This window comes from Hamadaea tsunoensis DSM 44101 (genome assembly GCF_000428945.1).
Lineage (GTDB): Bacteria > Actinomycetota > Actinomycetes > Mycobacteriales > Micromonosporaceae > Hamadaea > Hamadaea tsunoensis.
Genome location: NZ_AUAX01000002.1, coordinates 413,760 through 432,283, shown reverse-complemented (window position 1 = coordinate 432,283; position 18,524 = coordinate 413,760). Strand labels below are relative to the sequence as shown.

At 68.5% G+C, this 18,524-nt stretch carries 9 protein-coding genes; 7 read left to right on the top strand and 2 right to left on the bottom strand.

The window, feature by feature from the left end; genetic code table 11:
* Positions 1-117 precede the first annotated feature (117 nt).
* Positions 118-918 carry an arylamine N-acetyltransferase family protein gene (locus G401_RS0104475; protein ID WP_027341559.1) on the top strand — a complete coding sequence of 267 codons (801 nt, stop codon included), beginning with the start codon at positions 118-120 and terminating at the stop codon, positions 916-918.
* A 62-nt stretch (positions 919-980) separates the two neighbouring features.
* Here G401_RS0104475 and G401_RS43425 read toward each other — a convergent pair whose 3' ends face one another.
* A complete protein-coding gene (locus G401_RS43425) occupies positions 981-2,447 on the bottom strand; it encodes an MFS transporter (RefSeq protein WP_211240664.1) in 1,467 nt (488 codons plus the stop codon).
* A 140-nt stretch (positions 2,448-2,587) separates the two neighbouring features.
* Here G401_RS43425 and G401_RS0104465 point away from each other — a divergent pair, with 140 nt between their 5' ends.
* Entirely contained in the window at positions 2,588-3,022 is a 435-nt protein-coding gene (locus G401_RS0104465) for a winged helix-turn-helix transcriptional regulator (RefSeq protein WP_027341558.1), read from the top strand.
* 16 nt (positions 3,023-3,038) lie between these two features.
* Here G401_RS0104465 and G401_RS0104460 read toward each other — a convergent pair whose 3' ends face one another.
* The gene (locus tag G401_RS0104460; protein WP_027341557.1) at positions 3,039-3,740 is read right to left on the bottom strand and encodes a hypothetical protein; all 702 of its coding nucleotides are present in this window, start codon (positions 3,738-3,740) and stop codon (positions 3,039-3,041) included.
* A 135-nt stretch (positions 3,741-3,875) separates the two neighbouring features.
* Here G401_RS0104460 and G401_RS0104455 point away from each other — a divergent pair, with 135 nt between their 5' ends.
* The 5 genes from G401_RS0104455 to G401_RS52345 all read left to right on the top strand — a co-directional run bounded on the left by G401_RS0104455 (position 3,876) and on the right by G401_RS52345 (position 18,454).
* Positions 3,876-4,427 carry a matrixin family metalloprotease gene (locus tag G401_RS0104455; protein ID WP_027341556.1) on the top strand — a complete coding sequence of 184 codons (552 nt, stop codon included), beginning with the start codon at positions 3,876-3,878 and terminating at the stop codon, positions 4,425-4,427.
* Between the two features lie 34 nt (positions 4,428-4,461).
* Positions 4,462-5,013, top strand: coding sequence for a hypothetical protein (locus G401_RS0104450; RefSeq protein ID WP_027341555.1), 552 nt, complete (start codon positions 4,462-4,464; stop codon positions 5,011-5,013).
* A gap of 876 nt (positions 5,014-5,889) precedes the next feature.
* Positions 5,890-11,562 (top strand): LamG-like jellyroll fold domain-containing protein, encoded by a 5,673-nt coding sequence (locus tag G401_RS0104445; protein WP_157545316.1) that lies wholly within the window; start codon positions 5,890-5,892, stop codon positions 11,560-11,562.
* A gap of 86 nt (positions 11,563-11,648) precedes the next feature.
* Positions 11,649-17,918, top strand: a complete 6,270-nt coding sequence (locus tag G401_RS43420) for an RHS repeat domain-containing protein (RefSeq protein WP_157545314.1) — start codon at positions 11,649-11,651, stop codon at positions 17,916-17,918.
* A 74-nt stretch (positions 17,919-17,992) separates the two neighbouring features.
* On the top strand, positions 17,993-18,454 hold the full coding sequence (locus tag G401_RS52345; protein WP_027341553.1) for a hypothetical protein: 462 nt from the start codon (positions 17,993-17,995) through the stop codon (positions 18,452-18,454).
* Positions 18,455-18,524: the final 70 nt, after the last annotated feature.

Here is an 18,524-nt window from a genome sequence, read left to right as displayed (position 1 = left end):
CGCCCATCCCTCGGCAATCGGCCGCCCATCCCGGCAAAGTACAGTGATATGTACGATTTCCCGATAAGGGGGTCGGTAGGGGAGCAAAGGGCAGCTCGCCGGGGCGACAATCGGGCCATGTTCGACACCGACGCGTACCTCAAGCGGCTGGGCTACACCGGCCCGACCGCCCCGACGGTGGAGCTCCTGCGCGAGCTGCACAAGCGCCACCTCATGGCCATACCCTTCGACAACGCGCTCAACTCCGCGCGAGGCCTCGACATCTGGGAACAGGTCGACATCGACGTCGACGCGATCTTCGACGCGGTGGTGACCGGCCGTCGCGGCGGCGTCTGCCACGAGATCGGCGGCCTGTTCCGCAACCTGCTGGTCCGCCTCGGCTTCGACGTGCAGATCATGGCGGCCGGCGTACGCATGGCGAACGGGTTCTACGGGCCCGAGCTGGAGCACATGTTCACGGTCGTGACATTGGACGGTCAGCGGTGGATCGCCGACGTCGGGTTCGCCGGACCCTCCTTCACCGAGCCGCTCCGCTTCGCGCCGGGCGTCCAGGAGATCGGCGGGGCGTCGTACGAGCTGGTCCCCGACGGCCCTTCCCCTGACGGCCCCGGCGCCGGCGGCACCGCGTGGATCCTGCACCGGCGGCCGGCCGGCGGTCAGTGGCAGCCCATCTACCGGTTCCCGGAGCGCGTCCGCGAGCTGCCGGAGTGGAAAGGCGAACCGAACCTGCGCGCGTACGCCGCCGAGCTGACCCGTGCCGAGACCCTCATCCGCGGCCGGGCCACCGAGGACGGTCAGCTGACCCTGATCGGCCGGCGGTTCACCCGGGTCGTGGACGGCGCCGACACCGTCAAGGTGATCGTCGACGCCACCGAGTACGCGGCGGCCGTGGACCAGATCCTCACCCCGGGCATCTGATGCCCAACCCGGACGGGCGGGACGGCCGATCCCCCACCAGGAGACCGTCCCGCCCGTCGGACTCAGCTCGCCGCGGCCGGTTCACCGTCGGAGGCATTGGCGGCGACCGGCTCAGGGGCCGGTTGTGCGGCGGGCCGAGGGATGAGGAAGGCCAGCAGCGACCCGGCCGCGGCGGCGATGCCGCCGACCAGCGAGGCCGCCTTCAGCCCATGGAGCACGACGTCGGCGGAGTTGGTCGCGCCCGCCGACAGGTCGAGCCCGGCGTTGGCCACCGCGATGAGGGCGGCCAACCCCAGAGCGCCGCCCAGCTGGGCCGACGTCTGGGCGAGGCCGGACGCGACGCCCTGCTCGTTACCGGGGATGCCGGAGCCCGCCGCGAGGAACATCGCGGGGTACAACGTGCCGGCGAACAGACCCCAGAGCAGGAGGCCGGGCAGCAGCGTCCAGTAGGACCCGCTGACGGTCATGGTGACCGCGAGGATGATCATCGCCGCCCCGACGCCGAGCATGCCGACGAACAGCACGACGCGTACGCCGGAGCGCTTCAGCAGGAACGGCAGCAGCTTGTTCGAGCCGAGCATGGCGAACGCGCTCATCGGCAGGAAGGCGAGGCCGGCCTGCAGCGCCGAGTACTTCAGGACGTCCTGGACGTCGATGAAGAACAGGTAGTGCAGCGTGTTGATGGCGCCCTGGAACACGAAGATGATCGCCATCGCCACGACCAGGCTGCGTACGCTGAACATCCGCGTCGGAGCCAGCGGATCACGGCTGAACCGCTCGATGACGAAGAACAGGATCAGCAGCACGACGCCGCCGACCAGGCTGCCGACGACCCGGGCCGACTGCCAGCCGGCCTCCGGCCCACTGATCAGGCCGAACACGAGCAGCGTGGACGCGCCGGTGGCGACGAGCGCGCCCAGCACGTCGAAGCCGCCCGCACCCGCCGTGACGTTGTCCTTCGCCAGCAGCTTGTACGCCCCGAAGATGGCCAGTACGCAGAGCGGGATGTTCGCGTAGAACACCGACTGCCACCCGAAGGCACTGGTCAACAGGCCGCCGACCATCGCGCCGACGATGGCGCCGGAGGCACCGGCGGTACCCCACCAGGCGAACGCCTTGTTGCGCTCGGGGCCTTCGGCGAAACTCGTGGAGATGAGCGACAGCGTTGCCGGGAACAGCAGCGCACCGCCGATACCCTGGACGACGCGCGCGCCGATGAGCACGCCCGGGTTGGGGGCCAGCGCGCCGGCGAGTGACGCCAGCGCGTAGAGCAGCAGCGCCACCACGAGCATGTTGCGAGCGCCGAGCTTGTCGACGGCCCGCCCGCCCAGCAGCAGGAAGCCGCCCAGACCCACCGCGTACGCGCTGACGACCCACTGCAGCGACTGCGGCGAGAAGCCGACGTCGGCTCCGATCTGCGGCAGCGCCACGTAGACGATGTTGTAGTCGATGGAGAAGATGAGCATGCAGAACGCGAGCAGTGCCATCTTCGAGCCCGCGTGCGTACCCGGGCTCCTGGACTCGGTCACGGTCCCTGTCCCTTCCGGTCCGACAAAAATGTGTTGATCTCTGACAAGTGCCGTCTTCAAGACCGTTCACCCATAGGGAACGGGTTGTAACAGAGTCCATCATCTGTAACGATGGACGTAGTGCGGAAGGAGGCACTTTCATGTCCCAGAGGAACATGGGTGTGACCGTCCTGGAGGAGCGCCTGCCGGACGAGCGCGACTTCATCGAGCCGGTCGCCGAGAACTGCCCCGTCCGCGAGGTGCTCGAACGCATCAGCGGCAAATGGAGCATTCAGATCCTCATCGCCGCGGCCAACGGCCCGGTCCGCTTCACCGAGCTCGAACGCCGGATCGAGGGCATCAGCCGCCGCATGCTCACGCTGACGCTGCGCAGCCTCGAACGGGACGGCCTGCTGATCCGCACGGTCTACCCGACGGTCCCGCCGAAGGTCGACTACACGGTCACGCCGATGGCCCGGGAGCTGTACGAGTCGTTCCTGACGCTCATGGACTGGGCGCAGCGCAACCGGCCCGCGATCTCCGCCTCCCGGCAGGCGTACGACCGGGCGGCCCGCGAGGACGCGTTCGACCTCTGAGCCCGCGTCCCGACGGTCAGGACGCGGCGCGCGCGATCAGGTCGAACCGGTTGAGCGACGCGTAGAGCAGGTCGTGCAGATCGCGTTCGGCGTCATGCTGGTTGTCCGCCGTGCTGCTCACCACGCTGACGAGGTGGCCGTAGCCGAACACGGCCGTGCATTCGTACCTCAGCGGCTGACCTGTCCAGGCCACCTTGTCGCACCGCAGATGCCCCGACGGGACGTCGGAGTTGAGCTGGACGCCCGTCGGCACCACCGCCGTGTGACGTTCGGGGAGGTACTGCATCTTGTACGAGGGGCACCGGGCGTCCGCCGGCCCGGCCGCCCCGAGGATGCGTCGCGCCGAGGCGGGGTCGGGGAAGGCGTACACGGTCTGGCGCACGAGGGCCGCCCGGAGACCCCAGGTGCGCTCCCAGGCGACCGCCTTGTCCGCGGGCTTCAGGACCTCCTTGCCGCAGACCGGGAGTAAAGGCCGCTCCACCTGGAAGTCACCGATGGGGGCGCCCCAGCTCGCATCGACGGAGGAGGGATCGGCCGCGGCGCCCTGGGCGACCTGCGACCAGTCGATCTTCCGCGACGGCGAAGGCTTCGGCGCGACGGAAGGCGAGCCGGCGGTGGCGGAGGTCGCGGCGCTGGGGGCCGCGGCCTGCGGCGTCGCCGTCGGAGATCCGCACCCCGCGAGCAGGACGGTGCCCAGCAACAGCGGCCAGCGCTTCATCGGTTCTCCCGGCGTGATCATGTGGGAGGCGCACGTTAGCACAGGCTGGGCGACCTGGCTGACCAGGCAAGGGGGAACTGGCAAATCTTGGACAATCGATGCAGATAAATACTGACTGATATCTATGTTCGAACGATGAGACGACGCCTACTGACTGTCGTAACATCCCTCCTCATCGCCCTGCCCCTCGCCGCGGTCGTGAACGCGCCCAGCGCGTCGGCGTGGAACTCGCTGGGCTGCAAGTGGTCCACATCGTCCATCAACTTCTACGTCCCCTCGCCGTTGATCTCGTATCCGGCCTGGGGCAACGCCGTTCCCTTGTGGAACGGACTGGACGCCCACTTCAACTGGAACACGACTCCGGCGCTCTTCACGGGGACGAATGAGAATCGCGGCAACACCGTATCCTGGAGCGGCGTCACCCGTAAGCCGGGAACGGTCCAGGACTTCCCGACGTGCAGCGGCGGATTCTGGGTCTCCGGCGGCATGGAGGTCGTCCTGAACTGGCCGATCGTGTCGGGATACAGCACCGCGAAGCGCTACGGTGTCGCGGCCCACGAACTCGGACACTCGTTCGGACTGGCGCACAACAATGGTTCCACCGCGTACCTCATGTATTACAGTGACTCGCGTACGGTCAATACTCCGCAGAGCGACGACAAGGCGGGCGTCAATGGGCTCTACTAAGGTTCGAGTGGCCGTATTCGCATTGGCGGCGGCCATGACGTTGACAGCCTGTGGATCCACGAGCCAGGGCACGGCCGGCGCGGTACCCCGCATCGCCGACGTGGGCACGCGCGCCTTCGAATACAACACCCTCAGCGACCTCACGACGCACGCCAGCGCGGTCGTCGTCGCCGAGCCGACCGGCAAGACCTCGACGAAGCCGTTCCCCTACGGCGACGCGAAGTCGGCCCCGACCCCGTACACGCAGATGCGCATCGTCAAGGTCGTCGCCGGCGTCCTCACGGCCAAGGAGATCGACGTCGTGACCCCCGGCGACGACATCTCCACCGGCAAGTCGGCGCTGCTGACGTCCAAGTCGTACCTGCTCTTCCTCACCCCGGCGATGTACGCGGCCAACGACCCCGCCGGCGGGTACGCGGTCGTCGGCGGCCCGGCCGGCACGTACGCCCAGCAGGGCACGGCCGACCAGTACGTGAAGGTGGACACGGAGAGCCCGGCGCTGCCGGCGTCGATCAAGCTCGGTGCCACGGCGATCCCGGCGATCAGCAAGTCGGAGACGCAGATCCTCAACGAGGGTCCGCACTGAGGATCGGGACCTCTGTCCCCTCCAGTGAAACGGCGCCGCCGGGAGATCTTCCGGCGGCGCCACCACGATCTCCACCCGCGACCGAGAGTCCAAAAGGGGTCCCAAGCCTGTGGCGTGGGTGGCCTGCCGCTCGCACGCGTCGCGTCGTTCGGCAGGGAACCGGTTCGGCTGCGGGATGGCTGGCGGTGATCAAGTGCCCGGAATCTGCAGATGTGGAGCTCTATTGCTTGATCAAGAGCCGGGGATCTGCAAAATCGAGCCGCTTTTGACAGAATCCGGGCTCTTGATCAAGCTTTCGGACCACGATCAAGCCGAACGCCCCGCGGCCGGTGATCGTTTACCGCTGTCACGGCAGTCCCCGTCGCAGCCCTGACCTACTCGCATCGCCGGGTCACGTCGGGAACCGGTCAACGACAAAGCCGCCGCTACCCGTCGCACCCCGAACCGGACGGCGGCCTCAGGCGTCGCGCCCGCACGCGGGCGAAGAGTCCGGTGTCTATATTTCCTGTTCGTACCCACTCGATGTCGTTTCGTGTCTGTGCGTGCCATGACGTGCGGGCCTCAAATTTGATCTTGTAGCCTTCTTCGGCTCCCCACCTTCCAGGCGTTCGCAACGCTCGCATGCCAACTCATAGGCCACCGTCGCTACGAAGCCAACTGAGACGCGGCCTCAGGCAGCGCGGAAACTGCCGGTTCGATTGCCGGTCTACGGCGTTTTCGCTGATAGACGGCGTGTGCCGTGCTGAGCGGTTCGCTGAGCGGTGATCGGTAGCGTGCGGCACGCCGAACCTGGTCTCCGGGTGGGCGCTTGCTTGTCAGGCGATGGCTGCGCAAGGTCGCGACAGCCACGACCTGGTTGACCTACAGGGGGTCCGCGTGCGCTCCATTGTGTCCATTCGTCTGGCTGTGGCCGCCGCCGTCGCGGTCACGACCGTGTTGTGGGGGCCGGTGAACGCGCAGGGCGCGCCGGGCTCCCATCCTTCGCCCGCGGGCAGCACCCGGAATCCGGCGCATGAGAAGGCTCACGAGGAGGCTCAGCCGGCACATGAGGCGCCTGACGCGCGTAGTGCCTCGGCGGCCGCGCGGCGGTGGAAGACCCGTGTCGAGGTGACCGGGGAGCGGACGGAGACGGCGACGGTGTACGCCAATCCCAACGGCTCGTTCACCGTGGAGTCGAGCCTGCGGCCGGTGCGTACGCATAAGAACGGTGTCTGGGTGAAGGCCGACGCCACGCTGGTACGCAACGCGGACGGGTCGGTGTCGCCGCGGGCGGCCCTGGTGCCGATGACGTTCGCCGGCGGTGCTGTGAGGACGCTGGCGTCGATCGGGTCGGCGGGGCGCCGGATGGCGCTGGGCTGGAAGGGAAGGCTGCCCGAGCCGGTGCTGCAAGGGTCGACGGCCACGTACGCCGAGGTCCTGCCCGGTGTGGATCTGCAGATTCAGGCGGATGTCGACGGGTTCACCCATGTCCTGGTCGTCAAGACCCGGGCGGCGGCGCAGAACCCGGCTCTGGAGCGGGTCGCGTTCACGGTCAGTGCGCCGGGTCTGCGGTCGACGACGGACCGGTCCGGGATCGCGACCGTGACCGATGCGTCCGGGGCGGTGTTCCTGCGCGGTGCGGCGATGATGTGGGACTCGCGGGCCAAGGCGGTACGCCCGGCGGCGCGGTCGAAGCCGCAGCCGCGGTCGCCGTCGGCGGTGTCGGCGGGTGCGTCCACGCCGGCCGAGCTGGAGGAGGTCGAGCCGCGGCAGGCGCCGGTCGATGTGGAGATGTCCGGCGGGGCGCTGACCGTCAAGCCCGACCTGAAGCTGTTGCGGGGCAACGACACTGACTTCCCGGTGATGGTCGACCCGGTGTGGCAGATCACGCCGGTCGGGTTGAATCATTGGTCCACCGTGTCCACCAACGCGGCGAACCCGATGTACAACATCGGCCTGGCGTCCAGCTCCAACTCCTACGCCGGCGAGGTGAAGGTCGGCAAGTCGCCCGAGGACGGCGGCTTCGTCGCCCGGGAATTCTTCGAGTTCAACACCTCCGCCCTGAAGTACAAGAACATCAGCAGCGCCACGTTCTCCATCAAGCAGCTGTGGTCGTCGTCGTGGTGCGGCGACAAGACGACACGCTCGACGCAATTGTGGGGCACCAACGGCACCGACACATCGACGACGTGGAACACGGCCTGGAACAAGAACAGCACCGGCTGGCTGACCGGCCTCGGCGTCAACAACTCACTGAAGTTCTATAACAGCAGCTCGTGCCCGGCCGGGCCGGTCGACTTCGACGCGACGAGTTTCGTGCAACGGTCCGAGCGGGAGGGCTGGCCGTCCACGACGCTGGGCCTGCGAGCGGTGAACGAGAACGACTCCTCGTCGTGGAAGCGGTTCGAGAAGAACACGGCGCAGCTGTCGATCACCTACAACTCATATCCGAACGCGCCCGATCAGATGTCGGTCGACGGGCAGGCGTGCAACTCCGGCGCCCAGTTGTGGGTCCACTCGCGTACGCCGCAGCTGCGCGCGCGGGTGACCGACCCCGACACCGGGCAGCCGCTGACCGGCCGGCTCTACTGGGCGACGCCGGGCGCCGCGATGTCCGACAGCCAGAAGCTGGACCTGGGAAACCTCGGCAACCCCGGCTACGCCCAGGGCGTCACCACGCAATCGCTGGCCGACGGCGACTACACGTTCCAGGCGTACGCCAACGACCAGATCGACAATTCGCAATGGTCGCCGGTGTGCTCCTTCTCCGTCGACGCGACGCCGCCGCCCAAACCGACGGGTGTGTCATCGACGCTGTACCCCGACCGCAATCCGCACGGCAGCCCGGGGCAGCCTGACATCTTCACGTTCCAGCCGCCGGCTGTGCGTACGGACTTCGACCACTTCTGCTACACGGTCAGCGACGTCCTCGATCCCACCTCGTGCACGCCAGTGGCGGCCGACGTCAACGGCGTCGGCAAGGCGCTGGTGTATCCGGTGAAGGCCGGGATCAACAGCCTGCGAGTGTGGAGCATGGACAAGGCCGGCAACCTCAGCCGGGGCAGCGGCGGTTCCGATCCCGACTTCCTGCTCTACGAGTTCGGAGTGGGGCCGGGCGCGCCGCCGGCAGCGTACTTCGCGCTCAACGAGGGCACCGGCACGACCGCCGCCGACGCCTCGGCCCAGCATCCCGATACGGCCACCCTCGCCGGGTCGGCGGCCTGGACGACCGGCCGCGGCGGGCGCGGCTTCGCGCTGAACCTCAACGGCAGCACGGCCTTCGCGACCACCGCCGGTCCGATCAACGGCCGCAACGCCGCCGACACCGCCAACACGCCGGTGCGTACCGACCAGAACTACACGGTGTCCGCGTGGGTCAAGCTGACCACGAAGGGCGCCGACCGTGCCGCGATCTCCCAGGATGGTACGCACACCGGCGCGTACTGGCTGGGTTACGCGACCGCCTGCGACTGCTGGCGTTTCACGGTCAACCAGACCGACACGACCGCCCCGGCGACGTCCACGGCCAGCGCGACGGGCAGCGCGGCGCTGAACTCCTGGACGCATCTGCTCGGTGTCTACGACGCGACGGCCAACACCGTGAAGCTCTACGTCAACGGGACGGCGGCCGGTTCGGGCAGCGTACCGGTGGCGTTGTGGAACGCGACGGGCGCGGCGTCGATCGGCCGCACGAGGGCCGCGGACGTCAACGCCGGCTTCTGGGCCGGTGTGCTCGACGACGTACGCGTCTGGAACCGCTCGTTGTCGGCCGGTGAGGTCAAGGCCCTGTACTACCCGGCGGCGCCGGTCGTGTCGTCGGCGAGCGTGGACGTGACCGTCGGTACGCCGTTCACCGTGACGCTCAGCTCCGGCGGCGACACGAACGTCAAGAAGTTCAAGTACTACACCAGCATCGCCAACGTGCAGACGGTCAACGCCAACGCCGACGGCAGCCCGGTGACGGTGAGCGTGACCTTGACCGCCGCGGATGTCCTCTACGTCGGCGCGTTCGCGTACTACGACGACGGCACCTCGGCCGGTGCGCAGAGCGACGCGGGCCGCTTCGATCTGCGGGTGCACCGCCCGACGAGCATCGTGGGCAAGGTCACCGACGCCGACACGTCGGCGGCGGTCGCCGGGGCGACGGTGACGTTGCAGCCCGGCGGGCAGACCACCACCACCGACGCCACCGGCTACTACTCGATCGGCGGGCTGGCGCCGGGCTCGTTCAAGCTGGCCGTCCTCGCCGGTGCGAACCGGTGCGGGAAGTTCGCCAGTACCGAACTGGTGCTGGGCGAGGGGCAGACCAGCATGGACATGGCGGTCTCGCCGCAGGGCGACGCCTACGGCTACTCCTGCTCCGTGGCGGCGGCGCCGTTCGTCGCCGGTTCGGCGGCGCTGACCTACAACGACAACGACTACGGCGTGGTGCCGGTGGCACTGCCGTTCGCGTTCACCTACTACGGCGCCGACGTGAGCACGCTGTGGGTCGGCGACCAGGGCGACGTCACGTTCCACGAGATGGACTGCTGCATGCAGGGCGATCCGACCAGCATCCCGTCCGGCACCCGGCCCAACGGCGTCATCGCACCGCTGTGGGCGAACCTCGTCCGCGACGCGTCGTCGAGCGTACGCACGGCGGTGGTCGGCACGGCTCCGAACCGGCGGTTCGTGGTCGAGTGGCACAACGTCTACCGGTACTGGGACGCGGCCATGACCCGGTTCTCCTTCGAGCTGATCCTCGGCGAGGACCAGAGCATCGCGTTCAACTACCAGAATCTGCCCGCGGACGGCTCCGTGCAGTCCGAGGCCGTCGTCGGCATCGAAAGCCCGGGCGGCATGGTGGGCCTGCAATACCAGGCGTTCCAGCCGATCGCCGCCAACGGCCAGCAGATCACCATCCAGCCGCCGATGTTCGCCCAGCCGATCGGAGCGTGGACCCTGTCGGGCGACGTGACCTACGCCGACGGCACGCCCGCGGCGTACCTGTCCATGGAGCTGGCGACGACCGGAACCTGGATCCAGGCCGACGAGAACGGTCACTACCAGTTCACCGGCCTGGAAAACGGCTCCTATGAGGTGATCGCGTACACCGACGAGCACTGCGGCGAGATCGTCGTCTCTGACTCCTATGTGGATGACGATGTGGCGATGAACCTGCAACTGCACCCGCAGATCGACGCCGCCGGCTACCGGTGCGTCTACGACGGCTGGGACCATCCGTTCGTCCACGCCGACACGACGGTGCTGCCGCTGACCGGCGACAACGCGTTGACCAGTACGGCGTTGCCGTTCGCGTTCCCGTTCTACGGCACCAACTACTCCACGGCCTGGGTGGACACCAACGGCGTGCTTTACTTCACCAACCCCGGCCAGTCCAGCCACCAGAACACGGTCGTGCCCAGCGAAGCGGGGCCCAACAACTTCATCGCTCCGATGTGGTCGGACATCGTGGTCGACGCGTCGGCGAGTGTGCGTACGAGCATCATCGGCACGGCACCGAACCGGCAGTTCGTCGTCGAGTGGCGCAACGTCACCCTTCTCGGCGACGACCACCGGTGGTCGTTCGAGGCGCTGCTGGGCGAGCACGGCAGCATCCAGTTCAACTACGCCGACATCTACATGGCCGACCAGGGCGGCGGGGCCGGGACCATCGGCATCGAGAACTCCACCGGTACGGCCGGATTCCAATACACGTACATGAAGTACGCCGTGTTCAACGGCGGCCTGATCACCTTCCACCCGCCGGGTGTGGAGAACTGGACGCTGTCGGGCACCGTACGCAAGCCGGACGGCAGCCCCGCCGTGGGCTACCAGGTGACCGACAACCGGTGGGCCGACAACGCCGTGTACACCGACGCGGCGGGGCATTACTCCCTCGGCGGGTTCGCGACCGGTGAGCATGACATCTTCGTCTCCGCCGAGCGGCGCTGCGGCGATGTCGCGACGACGAACCTGCACCTGGAGGCCAACGGGGTCAAGGACTTCGTGACCGCCCACAAGCAGGACGCGTACGGCTACTACTGCACGGTCGCGCCGAACACCGCGTTCGTGGCCGGGACCACGCAGGTGCCGGTGAACACGACCGCCGCGTCGGCGCTGACCCTGCCGTTCGCGTTCAAGTTCTACGGCGTCTCCTACACCTCCGGCTGGGTCGACAAGTACGGCACGGTCTACTTCACCCAGCCCGCCGACGGCCAGTTCAACTACTGCGAGACGATCCCGTGGTCGGCGCCCAACATCGTGGCGCCGTTCGGCGAATCGTCCTTCGACGACCCGTCGACCGGGGTCTACACGAAGGTCATCGGCACAGCGCCGAACCGGCAGTTCGTCGTCGAGTGGCGCAACGTCAGGATCTGGGACTCCACCCCGCTGTTCGGGTTCGAGGTCGTCTTCGGCGAAGACGGAACGATGACCTTCAACTACAACGGGATCACCGCGGCGCTGCAGGGCAACGACTGGGGTGAGGGCATCGCCTCGCTGGTGAATCCGGCGGGCGACGGCGGTCTGCTGATGGCCGACCACGAGTGGACGCTCAAGGACAACGAGGCGCTGATCATCCGCCACTGATCGATTCTCGCCGCACCCGTCCGCCGACACGGGCGGGTGCGGCTCCTTCACTCCGACATCCGCTTGAGCCACTGGGGAGAGCTTCAGTGAGGTTGCCGCGCGTCTTCCGGGCATTCGCCTTCATCCTGCCGATCACCGTCGCCATCAACACCGGTATCCACGCACAGGCTCTGGCCGCCGGGAAGTTCCACCATCCCGACGGGCAGAAGATCCCGGCGGTCGCCGTCACCGCCGTCCGCACTCAACCCGCCCGCCTCCAGTCACCGGCCAAGCTCCTGAACGGCGCCGTACCCGACGCCGCCTGGCCGGTCGGCGTGTCTGAAGTGGACACTGGCGCGGCGGCGGCGACGGCGGGCACCCTGCCGGCCCGGCTCGGGGCACCGGCGTCGGGCGCCGCCCGGCTGCGCGTGGAGTTCCTGGACCGCACGGCATCCGAGCGCGCCCGCGTCGCCGGTGTGCTGATCCGCCTCGCCCGGGCGACACCGGCCACCACGTCGGGACTGTCGGCCACGACGGCTGCGGCGAAGCCGACGCGGGCGCCGGTGACCGTCGACTACCGCGGTTTCCGCAACGCGTACGGGGCGGACTGGGCGTCGCGTCTGCGTGTCGTGGCGCTGCCCGAATGCGCACTGTCCACTCCGGACGCGCCCGCCTGCCGGGGCGTACCCGTGGCATCGAAGAACGACCAGAAGGCCGGCACCGTCACGATCAGCGCGCCGCTCGCGGGCAGCGCGAGCACCCTGATGGCCCTGGAGGCCGGCGCGTCCGGCGCGGCCGGGGCCTTCGACGCCTCGCCGATCGCACCGTCGTCGTCGTGGCAGGCCGGCGGCAGCACCGGCGACTTCGGCTGGAAGTACCCGCTGCGGATGCCGCCCGCCCTGGGCGGCGCCGCCCCCGACGTGACGTTCACCTACTCGTCGCAGGCCGTCGACGGGCGGACGGCGGCGACCAACAACCAGCCGTCGATGCTCGGCGAGGGCTTCGACTACTCGCCCGGCTACGTCGAGCGGCGGTTCAAGGCGTGCGCCGAGGACATGGGCGGCACGGCGAACAACACCACCAAGACCGGCGACCAGTGCTGGGGCCCGGAGAACGTCGTGCTGAGCCTCGGCGGCGCGACCAACGAACTCATCTTCAACGCGGCCGAGAACCGCTGGCATCTGAAGAAGGACGACGGCACCAAGGTCGAGAAGCTCGTCGACGCGTCGCTGGGCAACGGCGACGACAACGGCGAATACTGGCGGGCCACGACCACCAACGGCATCCAGTACTTCTTCGGCCGCAACCGGCTGCCGGGCTGGACGGCGGGCGCCACCGAGACGAAGTCCACGTGGACGGAGCCGGTCGCCGGCAACAACCCGGGGGAGACCTGCCATCAGGCGGCGTTCGTGGACTCGTTCTGCGACCAGGCGTGGCGCTGGAACCTCGACTACGTCATCGACCCGAACCAGAACACCACCGCCTACTGGTACAGCCAGGAGGAGAACTACTACGGCCGCAACAACGACCCGGCCAAGCGCAACCGTTACATCCGCGGCGGGATGCTCGCCCGGATCGACTACGGCACGCGCAGCACGACGGCGTACGGGACCGCGCCCGCCCAGGTGATTTTCACGCCGGGCGACCGGTGCTCCACCGCGACCGGCTGCGACCAGACGGTCCAGGCGAACTGGAAGAACTGGCTCGACACCCCGCTGGACCAGGGCTGCACGGCCGACAAGGCGTGCGACAACCACTCGCCCACGTTCTGGTCGGCGCGCCGGCTCGCCAGCGTCACGACGCAGGTGTGGGGCGGAACGGCGTACCGGCCGGTCGACCGGTGGACGCTGCGGTCGAGCTGGACCGCGCCGATGGACGGCAGCCACGCCGGGCTGTGGCTGGCCGGCATCACCCACACCGGCCTCGTGGGCACCGAGACCTCACTGCCCGAGACGGTCCTCACCGGCACCATGATGAACAACCGGGTCGACACCCCGACCGACAACATCTACGCGTACGCGTGGCCGCGGCTGACGTCCATCCGCACCGAGACCGGCGGGCAGATCTCGGTGTTCTACAGCGACCCCGACTGCGTTAAGAGCAGCCGGATGCCGGCCGCCGAGGACAACAACTCGCTGCGGTGTTATCCGGTGAAGTGGCAGCCCGACGGGTTCGCCAACCCGGTGACCGACTACTTCCACAAGTACGTGGTCGTCGGTGTCACCGAGACCGACCTGACCGGCGGATCGCCGCCGGTGGTGAGCAAGTACGAGTACCTGGGATCGCCCGCCTGGCACCGCGACTACGACGACGGCCTGGTCAAGAAGGAGAACCTGAGCTGGGGCCAGTGGCGCGGCTACGACGGCCTGCGCATCCTGCGCGGTACGGGCGCCGAGCAGACGCGGACGGAGACGACCTACTTCCGCGGCATGGACGGCGACACGAAGGCCGACGGCACGACCCGCAGCGTCACCGTCGGCAGCAGCGACAACGATCCGCCCGTCGCCGACTCCGACGCGCTGGCCGGCCTGGTCCGGGAGGAACGCGCCTACGACGGCGACGCGATCATCGGCGCCACCGTGTCGACGCCGTGGCAGTCGGCCGCGACCGCGTCCAAGACGGTCAACAACGTCACGACGAGTGCCCGGTTCATCGACACCGCAACGATCCGCAGCCGTACGAAGATCGACCACGGCAGCGGCTGGCGGTACACCACCAAGGCGACGACCTACGACGACATGGGCATGCCGGTCCAGGTCGACGACTCCGGCGACGAGGCGGTCGTCGGCAGCGCCACGGTGGTCGGCGACGAGACGTGCGTCAAGACCACGTACGCGCGCAACACCGGGGCGTGGATTCTCGACAAGGCCGTGAAGGTGGAGTCCTACGCCCGCCCGTGCGCCACCGCGCCGGTGAGTTCGGACGACGTCATCGGCATCACGCGCAACTACTACGACAACGCGACGGCGTACACGACGGCGCCGACCTACGGCCACATCACGAAGACCGAGACGTTGTCGACGTGGACCAACGCGACGACGATGACGTTCGCCGCCCAGTTGCGCGCCCATTACGACGACTACGGGCGTGCCGACGTGGCGTACGACATCGCCGGAGCCAAGCGCACGACCGTGTACGACACGGTGTCCGGCGGCGGCGTCAACAAGGTCACCACCAGCGTCCTGGCCGACTCCCGGACCTACACGACGACCGTCGAGATGGACCCGGCGTGGGGTGCGACGACGGCCTCGACCGACATGAACGGCAACCGCACCGACGTCACATTCGACGCGCTCGGACGTACCTCGGCGGTGTGGCAGCCAGGCCGCGACCGGGCGTCGGGCGCCAACACTCTCTACGACTACGCGATGCGCACCGATGGTCCAGTGTGGACGCACACCCGCTCGCTGAACGCGGCGGGCAACTACGTCGACTCGTACACCATCCTGGACTCGCTGCTGCGCAAACGTGAAGTCCAGCTGCCCTCGGCGACGCCCGGCGCGCGGATCATCACCGAGACGCGGTTCGACAGCGCCGGCCGCGGCTACCTGCAGCTCGGCCCGTACGCCAACAACGCGCCGCCGTCCGGCGACCTCGTCAGCGGCGACGCGACGCAGATCTACGTCCAGTCGCGCACGATCTACGACCAGGCCGGGCGGACGGTCGCCACCGTGTCACAGCCGCGGGGTGTCGAGCAGTGGCGCACTTCGACGCACTACGGCGGCGACCATATCGACACCGGGCCGCCGGCCGGGGGCATCGCCACGACGGTCTACACCGACGCGCGGGGTCACACGGTCAAGTTGCAGCAGTACACCCCGGGCGCGGGTGCGGGCAGCGGCACGACGACCACGTACGCGTACAACGGCAAGGGCGAGCTGGCGTCGGTCACCGACGACGCGGGCAACGTCTGGAAGTACAAGAACAACCTGCGTGGCCAGCAGATCTGGTCGTCGGACCCCGATCGGGGCGAGACGACCTACACCTTCGACGCCGCCGACCGGCTCTCGACGGTCACCGACGCCCGCGGCGCCGCCTCGGCGCTGAAGTACACCTACGACACGCTCAGCCGCAAGACGGGCCTGTACGACAAGGCCACCAACGCCAAGAGGATCACGTGGACGTACGACACCGCACCGGGTGGCAAGGGCCAGCCGGCCACCGCCAGCCGTTGGGTCGGCACGGCCGAATATCAGACGGCGATCCGCGGCTACAACGCCCGCAACCAGAGCACCGGCACTACGACGACCCTGCCGGCAGGTGAGGGCGCGCTCGCCGGCGCCTACACCTTCGTCATCGGCTACAACGACGCGACCGACGGGAGCGTGTCGGGCTACACCTTCGGCGCCCGCGGCGATCTGGCCGCGGAGACGGTTTTCTACGCCTACGATCCGGTCACCGGACTGGCGTCCCATCAGGACACCGACTATCCGGGCGCGAACGCGTACGTGAAGTCGACGGCGTACAACGGCGACGCGTCGCTGGGCGGCTTCGTGCTGACCACCGACAAGCACGGCACGGACGAGGTCTACCGGGACTTCGCCTACGACCTGCCGACGCATCGCCTCGACCACGCGACGACGAGCACGACGTCGGGCGGGGTGATCGCCGACGCGCACTACGCGTACGACGCCGACGGCGACATCGTCGCGATGTCCGATCCGGTCACCGGCGACAACCAGTGCTTCCAGCAGGACTATCTGAAGCGGCTGACCGAGGCGTGGACGCCGCAGGACGGCAACTGCGACCCGGCCCGGCGGACGACGGACAGACTCGGCGGCCCGGCACCCTACTGGCAGTCGTGGACCTACGACGACCTCGGTACGCGGCTGAGCCAGGTCGATCACACGTCCACAGGGGACAGTCGCACCGATTACCACGTGGCCGACGGCAAGCACCTGCTCAACAGCACCACCGGGGCGATGGCCGGGTCGTACACGTACGACCCGATCGGTGATCTGCGCACGCGTCCGCACGGCACGGCGAGCCAGGATCTGCAGTGGGACAGCGAATCGAAGCTGACCTCGGTCACCGAGTCCGGCGCGACGACGTCCTACATCTACGACGCGGGCGGCAATCGCCTGCTCCGCAAGGACGCCACGACGGTGACGCTGTACCTCGGCGACACCGAGTTCAAGCTGACGAAGTCGACCGGGGCGGTCGCGGAGACGCGCACCTACAAGTGGGCCGGGCAGATCGTCGCTCAGCGGACGATCGACGGCGTCATCTGGCTGGTCTCCGACCATCAGGGCACCGCGTTGACGGCCGTCAAGGCCAGCACGCAGCAGGAGGTCGTGCGGTACCAGACGCCGTTCGCCCAGGCCCGGGGGCCGGGCGGGACGTGGGTGAACGAACGGGGCTTCCTGGGCGGCCAGCTCGATCCGTCGGGCCTGGTCCACCTGGGCGCCCGCGACTACGACCCGGCGATCGGCCGGTTCGTGTCGCTCGACCCGCTGCTGAAGATCGGCGATCCGCAGCAGATGCACGGGTACGCCTACTCAGGCAACAACCCGGTCACGTTCAGCGACCCGACCGGTCAGTATCACGATCCCGGCGGCGAGGGTTCGGGCAACGCCAACATCGAGGGCGGCGGCACCAACGACGACGCGAACTGGTGGGACAAGTTCAACGAGGCTCATGAGGAGGCGATCGCGCTGCGGGTGAAGCGGATCCACGAGCGCTGGCCCGAAGCGCGGGTCACCACGACCCGGGTCGACAACTTCATCCGTAAAGGCTCGTCGAATAAGACCGAGAAGCCCGGTTACGCCGACATCATCTGCTGGGACTGCGATCCCGGGAAGGTCTACATCTGGGAGATGAAGCATGAGGGCAACGGCGTGGAGCTGGAAGGGCCCGCGCAGCTGGACAACTACGTCAAGAAGCTCCAACCCATGATCGATAGCGATCCCAACTACTCGCAGTACAAGGGCCGCACCGTGGGCAAGGGGCCGGCGCTGGACCCCGAGCAGCAAGGGCCGTTACCCAGCAACCCGAAGAAAACCGTCACGACCCACGACAGCACGAAAAAGAAGGGCGCGGACGGTAACGCCCTGGATTTCACCGGCGTCGAGGTGTACACCACCGACGACGACAAGAAGTCCTCGGCCTCGCCGTCGCCGGCCCCGACGGCGACCAACACCGCCCAACCGGAGACCACGTCGTTGCCGGTGCCCAACTCGCAGAACACACCCGGGGTCAAACCGACGCCGACACCGAACAACCGGGCCACGGACGGCGAAAACGAGGACAAGCCGCCGATCGAAGTCCCGGCGCCCGTGAAGCAGATGGCCGAGCTCGCGCTCCTCGCGCTGCTCCTCATCCTCCTCGCGGCCGCCTTGGCAGCCATCATCATCATCGGCATCGTCATCTTCGCCTGATGCCGGCGGGTCTTCTCGGTACCGTACTGCCGAGAAGACCGCCCGCCGCTCGCTGTGACAGAAGGGAACATCGCATGGGATACACCGGACGGATCGTGGTCGCCCGCTCCGACCACCGGCTGGCCGAGGCGCTGCCCGGCATCGGGATCCTCGACCAGCAGGACCTCGGCGGCGGCTGGCAGTCGCTGCACCTCGACGGCGACCTTCGTTCGGCCACGCAGACGCTGGTCACGCAGACCGGCTCGCCCGCGCTGTCGGCGTTCATCCTCGACAGCGACCTCGCCGACGTCTCGGCGCTGACGCCCGGCGGCGTACGCTGGCGCGCCTATCTGCACGAGGAGGCGGCCGAGGAGATGGGCGCTCCGCCGCTGGGCACGTCGCGGGACGAGGTCGTCGGCCAGGCGCTGGCATGGTCGGCCGAAGCGGGGCTGACGGCGTCGGAAACCGCGCTGCGGGCGGCGCTGGACGCGCACCACACCCTCGCCGAGGAGACCTTCGACGAACTGCTCGCCGCGCTGGGCATCGTGGCCGGTTGATCGCATCCGCGGGTACGCGTGGTCGCGTACCCGCGGTCTCGGCGATCGGACGCCCGACAAGGGTCTGGAT

Excerpts from the sequence above, each read along its gene's own strand:
- G401_RS0104475 (WP_027341559.1), top strand. The coding sequence starts at position 118 with ATGTTCGACACCGACGCGTACCTCAAGCGGCTGGGCTACACCGGCCCG.
- G401_RS0104465 (WP_027341558.1), top strand. The coding sequence starts at position 2,588 with ATGTCCCAGAGGAACATGGGTGTGACCGTCCTGGAGGAGCGCCTGCCG.
- G401_RS0104460 (WP_027341557.1), bottom strand. The coding sequence starts at position 3,740 with ATGAAGCGCTGGCCGCTGTTGCTGGGCACCGTCCTGCTCGCGGGGTGC.
- G401_RS0104455 (WP_027341556.1), top strand. The coding sequence starts at position 3,876 with ATGAGACGACGCCTACTGACTGTCGTAACATCCCTCCTCATCGCCCTG.
- G401_RS0104450 (WP_027341555.1), top strand. The coding sequence starts at position 4,462 with ATGACGTTGACAGCCTGTGGATCCACGAGCCAGGGCACGGCCGGCGCG.
- G401_RS52345 (WP_027341553.1), top strand. The coding sequence starts at position 17,993 with ATGGGATACACCGGACGGATCGTGGTCGCCCGCTCCGACCACCGGCTG.